The 13261-nt window shown below is 66.5% G+C and carries 10 protein-coding genes and 1 pseudogene; 9 read left to right on the forward strand and 2 right to left on the reverse strand.

The window, feature by feature from the left end; translation table 11 throughout:
* Positions 1-33: 33 nt before the first annotated feature.
* The 6 genes from FHS42_RS06570 to FHS42_RS06595 all read left to right on the forward strand — a co-directional run bounded on the left by FHS42_RS06570 (position 34) and on the right by FHS42_RS06595 (position 7353).
* A complete protein-coding gene (locus FHS42_RS06570) occupies positions 34-1380 on the forward strand; it encodes an epoxide hydrolase family protein (protein ID WP_184569613.1) in 1347 nt (448 codons plus the stop codon).
* A 751-nt stretch (positions 1381-2131) separates the two neighbouring features.
* Positions 2132-2899: an iron-containing redox enzyme family protein gene (locus tag FHS42_RS06575; RefSeq protein WP_184569616.1), complete on the forward strand. Its 768-nt coding sequence runs from the start codon at positions 2132-2134 to the stop codon at positions 2897-2899.
* A 10-nt stretch (positions 2900-2909) separates the two neighbouring features.
* The gene (locus FHS42_RS06580) at positions 2910-4205 is read left to right on the forward strand and encodes a pyridoxal phosphate-dependent aminotransferase (protein WP_221476120.1); all 1296 of its coding nucleotides are present in this window, start codon (positions 2910-2912) and stop codon (positions 4203-4205) included.
* 13 nt (positions 4206-4218) lie between these two features.
* Positions 4219-6003, forward strand: a complete 1785-nt coding sequence (locus tag FHS42_RS06585) for an FAD/NAD(P)-binding protein (protein WP_184569618.1) — start codon at positions 4219-4221, stop codon at positions 6001-6003.
* A gap of 3 nt (positions 6004-6006) precedes the next feature.
* Complete coding sequence (locus FHS42_RS06590; protein ID WP_184569620.1) at positions 6007-6534, forward strand: pyrimidine/purine nucleoside phosphorylase family protein; 528 nt, start codon at positions 6007-6009, stop codon at positions 6532-6534.
* Between the two features lie 234 nt (positions 6535-6768).
* The gene (locus FHS42_RS06595) at positions 6769-7353 is read left to right on the forward strand and encodes an O-methyltransferase (protein WP_184569622.1); all 585 of its coding nucleotides are present in this window, start codon (positions 6769-6771) and stop codon (positions 7351-7353) included.
* Positions 7354-7797: 444 nt separating this feature from the next.
* Here FHS42_RS06595 and FHS42_RS06600 read toward each other — a convergent pair whose 3' ends face one another.
* Complete coding sequence (locus FHS42_RS06600) at positions 7798-9090, reverse strand: SWIM zinc finger family protein (RefSeq protein WP_221476121.1); 1293 nt, start codon at positions 9088-9090, stop codon at positions 7798-7800.
* A complete protein-coding gene (locus FHS42_RS06605) occupies positions 9087-11933 on the reverse strand; it encodes an SCO1167/SCO6262 family helicase (protein WP_184569840.1) in 2847 nt (948 codons plus the stop codon). The genes FHS42_RS06600 and FHS42_RS06605 overlap by 4 nt, the downstream gene beginning before the upstream one ends.
* Before the next feature lie 265 nt (positions 11934-12198).
* On the opposite strand from FHS42_RS06605, the gene FHS42_RS06610 reads away from it, so the two are divergent.
* From FHS42_RS06610 to FHS42_RS06620, 3 genes and pseudogenes are all read left to right on the forward strand, one after another.
* Positions 12199-12645 (forward strand): calcium-binding protein, encoded by a 447-nt coding sequence (locus tag FHS42_RS06610; RefSeq protein ID WP_246494235.1) that lies wholly within the window; start codon positions 12199-12201, stop codon positions 12643-12645.
* A complete protein-coding gene (locus tag FHS42_RS06615; RefSeq protein ID WP_184569623.1) occupies positions 12638-12886 on the forward strand; it encodes a hypothetical protein in 249 nt (82 codons plus the stop codon). The genes FHS42_RS06610 and FHS42_RS06615 overlap by 8 nt, the downstream gene beginning before the upstream one ends.
* Before the next feature lie 50 nt (positions 12887-12936).
* A pseudogene (locus tag FHS42_RS06620) lies at positions 12937-13196 on the forward strand (DNA-binding protein); the annotation flags it as partial.
* Positions 13197-13261 lie beyond the last annotated feature (65 nt).

A 13261-nucleotide genomic window follows, 5' to 3' on the forward strand; every position in this document is an offset into this window, starting at 1 on the left:
GTATCTGTCCTAAATGCTTCGTAGGGTCGGCGCATGGACGCCACGAACCAGGAAATCAAGCCCTTCCGTATCGATATCCCCCAGTCCGACCTCGACGACCTCACCGAGCGTCTGGCTCGTACCCGCTGGCCCGCCGAGTTGCCCGACGTCGGCTGGGACCGTGGCGTGCCCCTGTCGTACATGAAGGAACTCGTCACGTACTGGGCCGCCGAGTACGACTGGCGCGCCCACGAAGCTGAGCTCAATTCCCACCCGCAGTTCGCCACCACCATCGACGGGCAGAACCTGCACTTCCTGCACGTGCGCTCTCCGCACGCAGAGGCCGTCCCGCTGCTGCTCCTGCATGGCTGGCCCGGCACCTTTGCCGACTTCCTCGATGTCATCGGTCCGCTGACGGACCCGGTCCCGCACGGCGGCCAGCCGACCGACGCCTTCCACCTGGTCATCCCCTCCCTGCCCGGCTTCGGCTTCTCCACCCCGCTGGCTGGTCCCGGCATGGGCCCGGCCCGCATGGCTGGGCTTCTGGTTGAGCTGATGGACCGGCTCGGATACGACCGCTACGGCGTGCACGGCTATGACGTCGGGTCCTGGGTGGCTCCCGAAGTAGGCAAGCACTGTCCCGACAAGGTCATCGGCATCCACCTGAACGCCATGATCACCTTCCCGGTCGGCGCCGAGGGCGAAATGGACGGTCTCTCCGAGGCCGACCAGCGCCGCTGGCAGCGCATGCAGAACTTCAACGACGGCTACCTACAGTGCAACTCCAAGCGACCGCAGACCGTCGCCTACGCCCTCACTGACTCACCTGCCGGCCAACTCGCTTGGATTGTGGAGAAGTTCAAGGAACTCACCGCCCCCGAGGACGGGCTGCCCGAGGCCAGCATCGACCGCGACCGCTTCCTCACCGGCATCTCGCTGTACTGGCTGACCGCCACCGCAGGTTCGGCCGCCCAGATCTATTACGAGACCATCTCCGCAAACGACTGGTCCGACAGCGAAGACAGCGAAGACAGCGAAGACAGCGAAGACAGCGACTGGAGCGGCGCGGAAGGCGACTCCAGCACTGAGGGCGCATCGGCCCAGGCGGCCGACTGGAACGCCGGTGGGCAAGACGGCGGGCACGACGGCGGGCACAACGGCCAGCAAGGTGGCGGGCAGGAGCAGGGCGAGGCCGGAGGGGACTGGGCGTCGGCTCAGCGCGGCACGGTGTCCACCGGTGTCCTGCTGTCCGCTCACGACGTCACCGTGCGCCCCTGGGCCGAGCGCGACCACAACATCGTGCGCTGGATCGAACTCGACAACGGTGGTCATTTCCTGTCCATGGAGGCGCCTGGGCAACTCGTCAGCGACATACGCGACTTCTTCCGTACCCTGCCCTGACCCCCGGGGGCCCGAAGGGAGTCCCGTTCGCCCGCCTCGGTGGCGGGATGCGGTGCGAGTCGAGGGCTGTTGCGGGGCGGGTGTGAGCGCGTCGGCCACCGAGCCGCGCCCAAGCTGTGGGCGCCGAGGGCGAGGCGCACAGTCCTGCGCGACGAAGAAGCTCCTGATGGACGAGGTCTCGACCGAGACCACTGTGTCCGCCAGGAGCTTCGCGTGCTTGTCCGCCCGTCTTTGAACGACAGGAGCACCAACCGCATCACAGCGACCGCCCAGCCGTCTTTGTCCGACTTCACGCTGAGGCATGAGGTCGGACAAGGCTCACTGCCACTGTCACTGCCACTGCCGCACCATCGTGATCAACTCTGGCCCCCAGACAGCTGTTTCCGATCGAGATACAGAACCGTCTTCGGGGCAGCGAGCCGGGCCGGCGACAAGTGGCCGGTAAAGGCCGTTCCCCGTAGCGGCCTGTACGTAATCATGAAACGAGAACGAGCGCCGGGGTGGTCGGCATGGCTCACCTGGGGGTGACTATTCCTTCAAGGACCCACCCGCCTACATCGGCGACCGGGTCTTGAGAAGGTGAATGTCCGGGTTGAGCTCCCGCGCATCGCCTGCCGGACCGCCACGATGACCGCTGATGGTGATCATGCCCAATCGAACGCGTCGGTAAGGCGCTTATCCAGTGGATTGTGGTCAATTCAGCACCTTGCTGGCCACGACTCAGACCTGTGTGAACTGGGGGCGAAGCAAGATGACGACAAGCACGTCCATCGCACGTCGCGAACAAGTCACAGCGCTCATGGATGAGTTGGAGCAACACCCGGTCTACGGCAACCAATACTTCACGTTCCTGGAGAGCACGCCATGGAACAGCGAGACGTACGCCTTTCACCGGGCGAACTTCTTCCAGCGCACGCAGGGGACGGTGAAAAGCGTCGCCTACGTGTGCGCGCAGGCGGCGGCCAACGACGATCGAGACACGCTCGTCCTGTTCTCCTACATCCTCAACGAGGAAACCGGAAACGGGGAGGCATCGAAGTGTCACGAGGTGTTGATGGAAAACGCCCACAATCTGTATGGTCAGGCCGAATTCGGGCTGCCGCCGTTGCTCGTGAAGAACGCGCGGGATAGCGGGCTGGTCATCCCCGAGACGTTCGCGTTCCGTGAGCGGACCCTGGAGCTGGTGGGCGCCAACTACCACCGCATGCTGGGCGTCGCGATGGCTTTGGAGTCCCACGCCGACAAGATGCTGCACGTCTGCCGTACGGCGTTTCGCGCCGGCAACAACAAGCTACCGGCATCCGACTTCGTCACCGATGTGGAGATCTACTTCAACGTTCACGTCGGCCAAGACGGCGTTGAAGAACGCCATGCCGCCGATGCAAGGAAGTGCGTCCAGAACAACTGCGACACCGACGCCGACGTCGCAGAGATCGGCTATGGCGCGAAGGAGACGCTGAAGATTCAACTGGAGATGTGGGAGGCGATGTACAAGGCCGCCCGAGAGGTGAAGCCCTAGGAGGAGAGAGGTGACTTGGCCGACCGTGCAGAAAAATCACGGCATTTCCGATGCCGTCCTGAGTATCTCGGAATCGGTGACTCACGGCACCGCGGCAAAGATCGCCGCACTCAATCAGGGGCTCGCCGATGACGACCAGATCATCGACCTCAGCATTGGCGCACTCGATACACCGACCGACCCCCGGATCGATCGCGGCGTGATCGAGTTCGTGGAGAAGCACTCCGCCACGATCCACGCGTTCGCGCCCGTCAAAGGGTTCCCCTTCCTTTTAACGTCCGTGGCCGCGCGAGTGGCTCGGCTGCACGGAATCGCGTACGACCCCGACAGCGAAATCATGGTCACGCCGGGCGGGGTGAAGGGTGCGATCTCAGTCACCTTCCACACCCTGCTCAACCCAGGCGACGAAGTCGTGATCCCCGTGCCCAACTGGCCGCACTACTCGGACATGGTGCGGCTACACGAAGCTATCCCGAAGACCGTCCTGGTCACGGCGCACGATGGTCTTACGGCGCCCGATCTTGAGGCAGCGCTGACGGAGCGCACCAAGATCGTCGTGCTGGGCGACTGCATCAACCCGACGGGCAAGGTCTACTCGACCGAGGAACTGTCGGCGCTGGCCGCCGTCGTCGCCCGACACAATGTACGGCGCGAGTCCCGCGGCGAAAGCCCGCTCTACATCCTGTTCGACTCTCCCTACGAGGCCCATATCGTGGGGGTCCGCGCCACGACGTTCTCCGCTATCGACGTTCCGCTCGCTGACGGTAGCCGCTGCTCCATGCGGCCGTGGACGGTGGCGGTGACCGGGCCAGGCAAGACGTACGGCATGCACGGTGATCGGATCGGATACCTCTGCGGTCCGCCGCACGTCGTGGACGCAGCGGCGCGCGCCCAGGTCAATCTCACCTCCTTCGCGTCCACGTACGGCCAGATCGCTACGCACATCGCGTTGCAGCCGGACCTGGACGAGGTGGCAACCACCAGAGCGCAGGCCGCACGCAGCCACCTGAAGACCATGCTGCGCGAACTCGACGCGATCCGCTCCTTGAAAATCAGCCCGGCTCAAGGGGGTTACTTCCTCTTCGTCGATTTTTCGAGCTACGCCGATGCCTACCAAAAGCACGGCTACGACACTGCCGATCAATTTCTGCTGGCCGAGGCCAAGGTGGCCACCATCTGCGGTAGTCACTTCGCAGAGGGCGATTTCCTGCGCCATTCCGTACGGATCAACTGCGGCCGGACGGGTGTGCTCGTCAGCAAGGCCGGGACACGTATCAGGCAAGCTCTCGCCCGCTTGGAGACCTGACCTGAATGCCAACATGACAGGAACAGGAACCAGCGCATATGGCATCATCGGCACCGGCTTCGCAGGTACCTGCGCGCTGTGGCATGTGGTGCAGCGACTCACCGATCCACGCCGCACACTCTCGCTCGGGCCCTCGGCTATCACCATCGTCACGGTGGAGCGGGGGCCAGTGAATGGGCCGGGATATCCGTATGCGAAAGGCAACGTTCAGCTCCCGCATCGGTGCAACAACGAGGCGGGCACCATGGGCATACACGGTAATGACTTCGTCGATTGGCTGTTCGAAAGCAAACCGAGGCTCATCAAAGATGATCCGGAACTGGTCCTGGAGACCCACCCCGGAATCGACCTCGGCGATTGGCAGCCGGATGACGGTGAGTTCTACCCGCGCGCACTGTTCGGCAGATATCTCGAAGAGCGGTTCCAGGAGACCGTCAAGCGGGCCCGCACGCACGGCATCGATGTTCAGCAGTACGTAGGCCACGACGCCATCGACGGCTACCCGACGGAGCAGGGCTTCGCCGTCTGCCTTCGTGACCTGAAGACCGGCCGTCAGTTCACCGTGGACGGGTTCGACCGCGTACTGCTGAGTACCGGGCACTGGCAGTCCAAGGCGACCGACGCCCTGTCCGGACACGGTGGATACATCGCGTCACCCTATCCACCGGACGCGATGCAAGCTGCCGTCGCCGAGCACATCCAGTCGCGATGCGCGCGTGATGAGCGGCCTCGGGTATTCGTGCAGGGAATGGGGCCGAGTGGCATCGACGCCATCATGACGTTGTGCGGTGCAGGCGAGTTCACGTACACCCACGATGGCCACATCGCGTCGTATCAGCCGGCGGTGCGCGCCGGTGACGAGCCGCTGAGCATCGTGGCCGGATCGCGCTGCGGTTTCTTTTCTCCCGTTCGGGGACCACTCGCACCCTACGAACCGCACTACCTCACGGAGGACCAACTCGCCGAGATTCGGCGTGATCACCAAGGGCACCTGAAAATTGAGCGCATCCTGGAGCTCTTGGACAAGGACCTGTGCCGGGCAACCGCGGGGGCAGCAGGGTGGAATGACATGCAAAACCCCCGCTACCACTGCGCCAAGGACAAGCTCACGAGTGATCTCCAGGACTCGTACACCGGAAACCTCATCCATACCATTGCCTTGAAAGCGCGCAGGATGCGTTTCTACAGCCGCCTCGCACCGTCGGACAAGGCCACGTATGACCGGTTCCTCGACACTCATTTCATTCGAACCGCCGTGCCGATGCCGGCCGCAAACGCGGAGAAGCTCCTCGCCTTGATGGACGCCGGAATACTGACGACCGTACGGCAGGGCTATGACGCGCCGCGCATAGCCGTAGGAGAGGACGGTGGTTTTCGCATCACCTACCAGGGTGACGAGGGCGGACGAGCCACGATGAGGGCAGACTGCGTGGTCCGTGCCAGCGCTCAGGACTTCCGCATGGAAAACCATCCGTCGCCGTTGGTCCAGAGCCTCCTCGGACGCGGTGAGATCGTCCCGCATGCGGAAGAGGGATACGCGACGGGCGGCATCGCACTCGACGCACGCGGAGGATATCGGGCGCTGAAGCGGGTGGGTGATGTCTGTGTTCCGTCGCCGCACCTTTCCTCCTACGGCTCGCTCGTTAGGTTTTGGCAGCACGAACACAATTTCGCCGCCGCATTCGTCGAGGCAGCCGAGCGCGTTGCCGACGACTGGATCGGCGTCGCGACGGCGGCCAGCCCATGGCCCGCCGCCGTGGACGGTACCGGGTTGGTCAGTACCGAGAAAGGGAGTTGAGCCATGGAAATGAAGGAATTCCACTATCAGGACGGCCTGCGGGTCAGCCTGTTCAATCTCGACCACAAGGCCGTTCCCTACCATTTTCATCATGCAGTGTCCGACATGATGTATTGCTCGCGAGGTCAGATCGCGGTCGAACTACCCGACACCAATGAGGTGTTGACCGTTGGCCCGGGACAGACGTTCCAGGTGCCCCACCCGAACAAGCACAGGTTCGTCAACGGAGCACCCGTCGGGACGGCCTCTCGCTATGTCCTCCTACAGATCGGCACCTTCGACATCAATTTCGTCCCAGTCACCGAGGACATCGCGGGGCAGTTCACCGATCGCGCGGCGACGCGTGTGACGGACAGCACCGTCTACATCGAGGACCGCAAGAGCGACATCAGCAAACTCGCCGATCACTTCGAACAGGAAAGGCCCGATGGCCTGGACTCGGAGGAACAGGGCGACGTCGTGGCCGCACTGCGGTGCTTCGCATCCCACGGATTGGAAACAGCACACCCACGGGGCGGCCACCACTCTTGACCGATGCGGCCCTCATGCCGTTCGACGTACCCGCCCTCACCTTGATGGTCGTAGCGCGTGGGGTGGGTGGGTTGATTCACGGTCTGACCGCGCTGATTCTCATTCCGACGCCCCTGACCAACGCCCCGCACCGCCAGAAGACCTCCGAGGGGACGGCCCGCTCCCTGGGCTGTACATCGCGACACAGGGCCTGGTTGATTGGTAAGCCATCATGAAACACAGAGAGGGCGAAACATGCGGCCTGAGCTCAGCGAACTGCTGCGTGACCTTGAGGCGTTCGGCGAAGCCAATGACGCGGCGGCGGACGAGCGAAGCCACAAGATGCTGAACATCACGCACGACACCGGCGTGTTTCTCACGCTACTTATCAAGACAGGCAAGTCCAAAAACGTGTTGGAGATCGGGACATCGAACGGCTACTCGACGTTGTGGCTCGCCGACGCCGTGGGCGAGGGCGGTTCGGTCACCACCGTTGAACAGGCGCCCCACAAGCTCGCGATGGCCGAGCGAAACTTCCAGCGTGCTGGGCTCAGCACCCGTATTCAGCAGATCGCGGACGAGGCCGGGCGCTTCATCGCGTCACGCGAGGTCGGCGAGTATGACTTCATTTTTCTGGACAGCGATCGCGAACAGTACGTGGACTGGTGGCCGGCGTTGCAGCGGATTCTCGCGGACGGCCATGTGCTCGTGGTGGACAACGCAACCTCCCACGCCCACCAACTGGTCGAGTTCAACCGGCTGGTCGAGGCCACGGACGGTTACCTCAGCTCCCTTTGCCCCATCGGCAAGGGCGAGTTGGTGATCCTCAAAGACACCTGACGTTCCCTGGCGGCGGCAGCACCACTGCGACCAGGCCCTGGCGGCTCCGATGGCGGTCGCTATGTGGTGGTGGCTATTCGGTGGTAGCTGCCTTCGCGTAGGCGTCCCGGCAGGATGTGCAAGGCCGCAGACTCGTCATGTCCTTTGCGGTTACGAGTCGGGTGCGGTTGCTGTTGCGGCCGTCCTCGTCGAGGAAGAAGTGATGGCATGCCAGCGGGTGGCGGGCTTGGTCGGGGGCATTTGTGGGTCTGCCGTCCAGCAGGCTGACCGGTTCATGGACGACGGTTCATAGACGACGGTTCATGGATGACGGTTGATCGGCCGATCGCGGACACTGACCGCCGAGCGCCTGCTGGGTGATGACTCGCATGACCCTCCTGACTTCGGAGGGGGAGAGTGTGCTCAGCTTCTGCTCGTGGTTCCTGGTCAGCGGGGAATCGCCTCCTAACTCCCCGTGCTGCGACACTCCCCGTGCTGCGACCAGGCCGCGGTGAGCGCGGTGACCGGGTCACTGTCGGCTGGTGCCGCGGGCCACCATTCGCCGTCTTCGTCCTGGAGGTAGGGGTACCAGCGGGCGTCGGGGCCTAGACGCAGCTGGATGCCGTCGTGGGTGAGGGTGAGGCGGTTGCGCCAGATTCTGAGGTGGGTGGGGGAGCCGGTCATCTCGACGAGGGCCGCGTCCAGGGTGGTGCGGGTGGCCTTCATCACCGTCGGGTCGGGGGCGTAGGGCTGTTCGGCGACGGTGATGCCCGTGGGGCCGCCGTGCTGCCAGGCGCGGGTGAGGCGTGCGAGGACAGTGGGTTTGGTGCCGGTGTTCCGGGTCAGGCGGTGCAGCCACTCGGGTCCGGGGTCGCTTGCGGCGATGCGTACGGCGTCCTGGTGCTGGGTCAGGTGCAGGTCGGCGGTGTCGCCCGCGAGGAGCCGGGCGGCGCGCGTGGTGGCGTCGGCCATGAGGCGTTCCAGGTCCGCGGTGGCCAGGCCGGTGCCGGGTGGCGGGGCGATGGGCAGTGCTGTGGTGTGGGCGGCGGGTTCTGGGAGTTCGGGCAGCTCGGGGGGCTCTGCGGCCCAGTGGGCGTACGCGGCGGCGGCCGGGATGCCGGCCGGTTCCGGTGGGGCGGCCGTCTCCGGTGCTGCTGTACGGCGGGCGCGCAGCTGGGCGAAGACCTCCTCGCGACCGCGTCCGCGCAGCGCGAAGAGCACGAATGGGTCGGTGTCGATGGTGGCGGCGATGGCGTAGCAGAGCGCGGCGGCGTGCTTGCAGGGATATCCCCAGTCGGGGCAGGAGCAGTCCGGGTCGAGTTCGGTGGGCAGTGGGAGCAGTGGGACGCCTGCGTACCGGGCATCGTCTACCAGTTCGGCGGGCATCTCGTCGTCGAGAAGTGCTGCGAGATGTCCGGCGCGGGCCGCGATCGTGTCGAGCAGGGTGTCCCACTGAGGGTCGGTGAGGACGGGCAGGTGGACTGAGGAGCGGTACGGGCGCGGGCGGCTGCCCTGGACAGCGGCATTGACCTTGCCCGGAGCGACGGTGACCGGGCCGACCATGCCTTTGCGGGCGTAGGTGCGTCCGCGCGAGAGCCGTCCGGCGTCCAGGGTGGAGTCCTCCAGGGCGGCCACCCATGCCTGGCCCCACCAGGTTGCGGCGAAGGCTCTTCCCCGAGCTTTCGACTGCGCTCGACCAGGGGATACCCCATCGCCGCGGGCGGGCGTACGGCGCGAGCCGGGGACAGCGGGGCTCATGACTGCCTCCCCAGGGCTACGAGTTCGGCGAGGTCGGCGTCGGACAGTTCGGTCAGGGCTGCCTCGCCGGAGCCGACGACGGCGTCGGCGAGGGCGCGCTTGGCTTCGAGTAGCTTCGCTACCTTGTCCTCCACGGTTCCCTCCGCGAGGAGCTTGTGCACCTGGACGGGTTTGTCCTGGCCGATGCGGTAGGCGCGGTCGGTGGCCTGGTCCTCGACGGCCGGGTTCCACCAGCGGTCGTAGTGCACGACGTGAGTGGCGCGGGTGAGATTGAGCCCGGTGCCCGCAGCCTTCAACGACAGCAGGAACACCGGCACTTCACCGCGCTGGAAGCGGTCCACCATCTCCTCGCGCCGCGCGACGGGGGTGGCACCATGCAGGAAGAGAGTGGGGATGCCGCGCTCGGCGAGATGCCTCTCCAGCAAGGCCGCCATCTGCTTGTACTGCGTGAAGACCAGCACGGATTCGCCTTCGGCGGTGATGGTGTCGAGGAGTTCGTCGAGCAGGTCGAGCTTGCCGGAGCGGCCCCGCAGGGGAGTGCGCTGACGCAGGCTGTGCTCTTTCAGATACTGGGCGGGGTGGTTGCAGATCTGCTTCAGCGCGGTGAGCAGCTTGAGTACCAAACCGCGTCGGGCGATGCCCTGCGACTCCGCGATCTCCGCCATGGTCTCGCGGACCTGTGCCTCGTACAGGCTGGTCTGCTCGGCCGTCAGCGGGACGACGTGGTCGGTCTCGGTCTTGGGCGGCAGTTCGGGCGCGACGCCGGGGTCGGACTTCTTGCGGCGCAACAGGAAGGGACGTACGAGACGGGACAGGCGCTCGGCTGCCTCGGAATCCTCGCCCGCCTCGATGGCGCGGGCATGCCGGTCGCGGAAGGCGGTGAGTGAACCGAGGAGCCCGGGGGTGGTCCAGTCGAGCAGTGCCCACAGCTCGGAGAGGTTGTTCTCCACGGGGGTGCCGGTGAGGGCGACGCGGGCGCGGGCGGGCAGGGCACGCAGCTCGCGGGCGGTGACGGCGTAGGGGTTCTTGACGTGCTGGGCCTCGTCGGCGGCCACCAGTGACCAGGCTGTCTCGGCAAGCACTTCGCGGTCGCGGCGCAGCACCCCGTAGGTGACCAGGACGATCTCGTCGCCGGCCAGGTCCTTGAGGTGGCGGTCGCCGCCGTGGTAACGGCGTACGGGGGTGAGCGGTGCGAATCTGGCGGCCTCGCGCTGCCAGTTGCCGAGCAGGGAGGCCGGGCAGACCACAAGGGTGGGGCCCGCGGTGGTGGGGTCGCTCTGGCGGTGCAGGTGCAGAGCGAGCAAGGTGATGGTCTTGCCCAGGCCCATGTCGTCGGCGAGACAGCCGCCAAGGCCGAGTGCGCACATCTCGGCCAACCAGGTCAGGCCCCGCTTCTGGTACTCGCGCAACGTGGCCTTGAGGGCGGCGGGCTGGGGCACGGGCGTGCGGGACTCGGGGTCGCGGATACGAGCGACCAAGTCGCCGAACGCGCCGACCGCCGCACAGGGGACCCGGTCACCGTCCCTTCCCCAGCCTCCGGCCGGGGGGACCCCCATCTCGCTTCGCTCGGCCTCGCCGGTCAGGGCGGCGCTCAACGCCTCCATGGGGGTGAGTGGTTCCATCCGGCGGCGCTTGGCGCGGGCCACCAGCTTCGGGCCGGCGACCACCCACTGGTCGCGAAGCCGAACGAGGGGACGGCGTGACTCTGCGAGAGCATCCATCTCGGCCTCGGTGAGAGGCTCGCCGCCGAGGGAGAGCTGCCAGCGAAAGTCGAGGAGGGCCTCGGCGTCCAGTAGGCCGCCTGTGGTGGAACCGGGGGCGGTGCGCTGCCCGATCTCCGCGGTCGCGGTGAGCGCCTTGACCAGGCCGCGCGGCCAGTGCACGGCGACACCGGCCGCGCGCAGCACGTCCGTGGCGTCCCCGAGGAGATCGAAGGCTTCGTCGTCGGTCAACCGGAGCTGATCGGGAGCGGCATCGTCGAGCAACCTCCGCAGCGGGGGCCAGGCGCGGGCGCCGCGGCGCAGGGCGAGAAGGGTCTCGGTCTCGGCGCGTGGGCCGAGTAGCCGCTCCACTTCGGTCGGCTCGCTCCACAGTCGTGCGGCCTCGATGACGAGCGCCGGGTCCGCCGCGGTGTGCAGTTGCAGGACGGTCCGGAACTGCCGTCGGCGTCCCTCGGGTACGTCTACGCGCAGGGAGACACTGACCTCGGCGGTGAGCGCCGCCTGGGTTTCCTCGGCCCATTCACGCAAGGTGGGCACGGCGCGGGGCTCGCGCCAGGCATACGGCAGCGCTCCCATGGCGAGCGGTGCGGCCGGCGTACGGACCAGATCATCGGCGACCGCGTCGCAGAACTGGCGTACCAGCGCAGCCGGTTCGGCGATCCGCAGCGGAGCAGGGCCAGGCTCGGGCAGGCAGTGTGCGTGTGGCGGGAAGGCGGCGGCCAGGGCGTCCAGCGTTTGGCGCTGGGCGGCGGTGCAAGGTCCCACCTGCCAGGTGTCGTAACCGGCGGGGGTGAGGGCCGGGTGGAAGCGGCCGTCGGCGAGCAGTCGCAGCGCGAAGCGAGTGGCGGCCTGCCAGGCGGCGCCGGAAGGATGCGTCGGCTCGGCATGGGTCAGGGCGGAGACAGCGACGGCGACAGGCAGCGCGTACCCCTCGACCCTGCGCCGCCTGACCGAGCGGCCGTGCGGCAGGACCAGCTCCACCACCTCGGTCTCAAGGCCGGTGGGCGCCATACTGTCTCCGGCTGCTGCCCCGGTCGGCTTCCACAGCAGCAGCCGCCCAAGGCGGGCGGGCTCACCGGGCAGAAACACCGCCGCCCAGCCGACGCCGAGCAGCTCCCTCACGAAGGCGGATGTTCCCTGCCGGGCCAGCGGCGGTCCGCTCCCCGCGCCCGTACTCGGCTCTCGTACGACGACTCGTGCCACTCTCTTCCGCCCTGTCGCTTGCCGGACCCTCCCCCTGGGCCGCTCACTACCGAACCCCACCAGGCAACGTCACAAGCTGGCAACCGCGAGCCTTGGTTTGGCCGACGGCGACGGCGCCGCAACGGATACGCCGCTGCTGAACACACCGGTCCTCAACCGTACGGTGCAGCGCTACGGTGAGGCCATGAGCACCTGGGCCCCAGCCGCGCTGGAGGCGTTGATCGAAGAGGCCACCCGCGACGCCTACGGCGAGGATGAGCAGCTCACCGGCTTCTTCACGATGATCGAGGAGAGCCTTGTCGTGCCGTTCACCACGACTGTTCTCGGCGTCGAGGTGAGCGTGGTCGGCGTCGATCTGGCCGAGGACGCACGCGTGGTCGCACGCTGCGCCCGGGGGACGGCCCGACAAAACATCGGAATTGTGGACCTGCCGCTGCCGGAACCCGCCCCCGAGGGCGCGCAATGGATCGAGGCATACCGCATTGGACCCGCTGAACTGGCGCGTCGTACAACTGCCCAGCTGAGCTGCTGCTCGAAGGGCCAGTCGCCCCGATTGCCACTGACCGGGCCGACTGCGGGAAACAGGGGAGAAATGGCGCGCATACTGGCGAATGCTTGTCGCCATGGCTGACACCACCCGCATCATAGTGACCCTCCCCACCGAGCAGGTGGCAGAGCTGAAGAAGATCACGGACAACATCTCCGGCTACGTGGCCGCAGCGGTCGCCAGGCAGATCCGGCACCAACTCTTGGTGGCCGACCTGCGTAGCCACACAGATGAGCACGGGGCCTTCAGTGCGGAAGAGTTGGCCGAGGCGCGGGCGCGGATCTTCGGTACGACACAGGCCGCCGGTGGCGCGAGCGGCGCGTGAGCGGGCACATTGAGACCGTCGTCCTGGACGACGAAGGGCTGTCGGCCTGAGTGGCGCAGGACCGGAAGGTTCTGGCGATGTTCCAGGTGCTCCACGACATGCGAGCGGACCTCGTCGTCAGCGCCAACACCATCGCGGAGGTGAGCCACGCCAGGGTGAATCCGGCCCGACTGCAATGGGCGCTCTCCCGGGTCAAGGTGGAGCCGGTCACGGAGACAGTGGCCAAGGCGGCGGCACAACTGCTCAAGGGCGCCGTCTGCACGGACACGGGTACGCGATCGACGCCACCGTCGCGGAAGCGGCTTTGCGCGCCTGCCCGTCGCTCCAGTTCCCGCAGGGCGGGTACTCCAGCGCTGCCGAAGAGGCGGGCGTAGT

The organism is Streptomyces zagrosensis (genome assembly GCF_014203645.1).
Lineage (GTDB): Bacteria > Actinomycetota > Actinomycetes > Streptomycetales > Streptomycetaceae > Streptomyces > Streptomyces zagrosensis.

Bases quoted from the DNA above. Each gene is read 5' to 3' on its own strand.
- FHS42_RS06570 (WP_184569613.1), top strand. From the start codon at position 34: ATGGACGCCACGAACCAGGAAATCAAGCCCTTCCGTATCGATATCCCC.
- FHS42_RS06575 (WP_184569616.1), top strand. From the start codon at position 2,132: ATGACGACAAGCACGTCCATCGCACGTCGCGAACAAGTCACAGCGCTC.
- FHS42_RS06585 (WP_184569618.1), top strand. From the start codon at position 4,219: ATGACAGGAACAGGAACCAGCGCATATGGCATCATCGGCACCGGCTTC.
- FHS42_RS06590 (WP_184569620.1), top strand. From the start codon at position 6,007: ATGGAAATGAAGGAATTCCACTATCAGGACGGCCTGCGGGTCAGCCTG.
- FHS42_RS06595 (WP_184569622.1), top strand. From the start codon at position 6,769: ATGCGGCCTGAGCTCAGCGAACTGCTGCGTGACCTTGAGGCGTTCGGC.
- FHS42_RS06600 (WP_221476121.1), bottom strand. From the start codon at position 9,090: ATGAGCCCCGCTGTCCCCGGCTCGCGCCGTACGCCCGCCCGCGGCGAT.
- FHS42_RS06610 (WP_246494235.1), top strand. From the start codon at position 12,199: ATGAGCACCTGGGCCCCAGCCGCGCTGGAGGCGTTGATCGAAGAGGCC.
- FHS42_RS06615 (WP_184569623.1), top strand. From the start codon at position 12,638: ATGGCTGACACCACCCGCATCATAGTGACCCTCCCCACCGAGCAGGTG.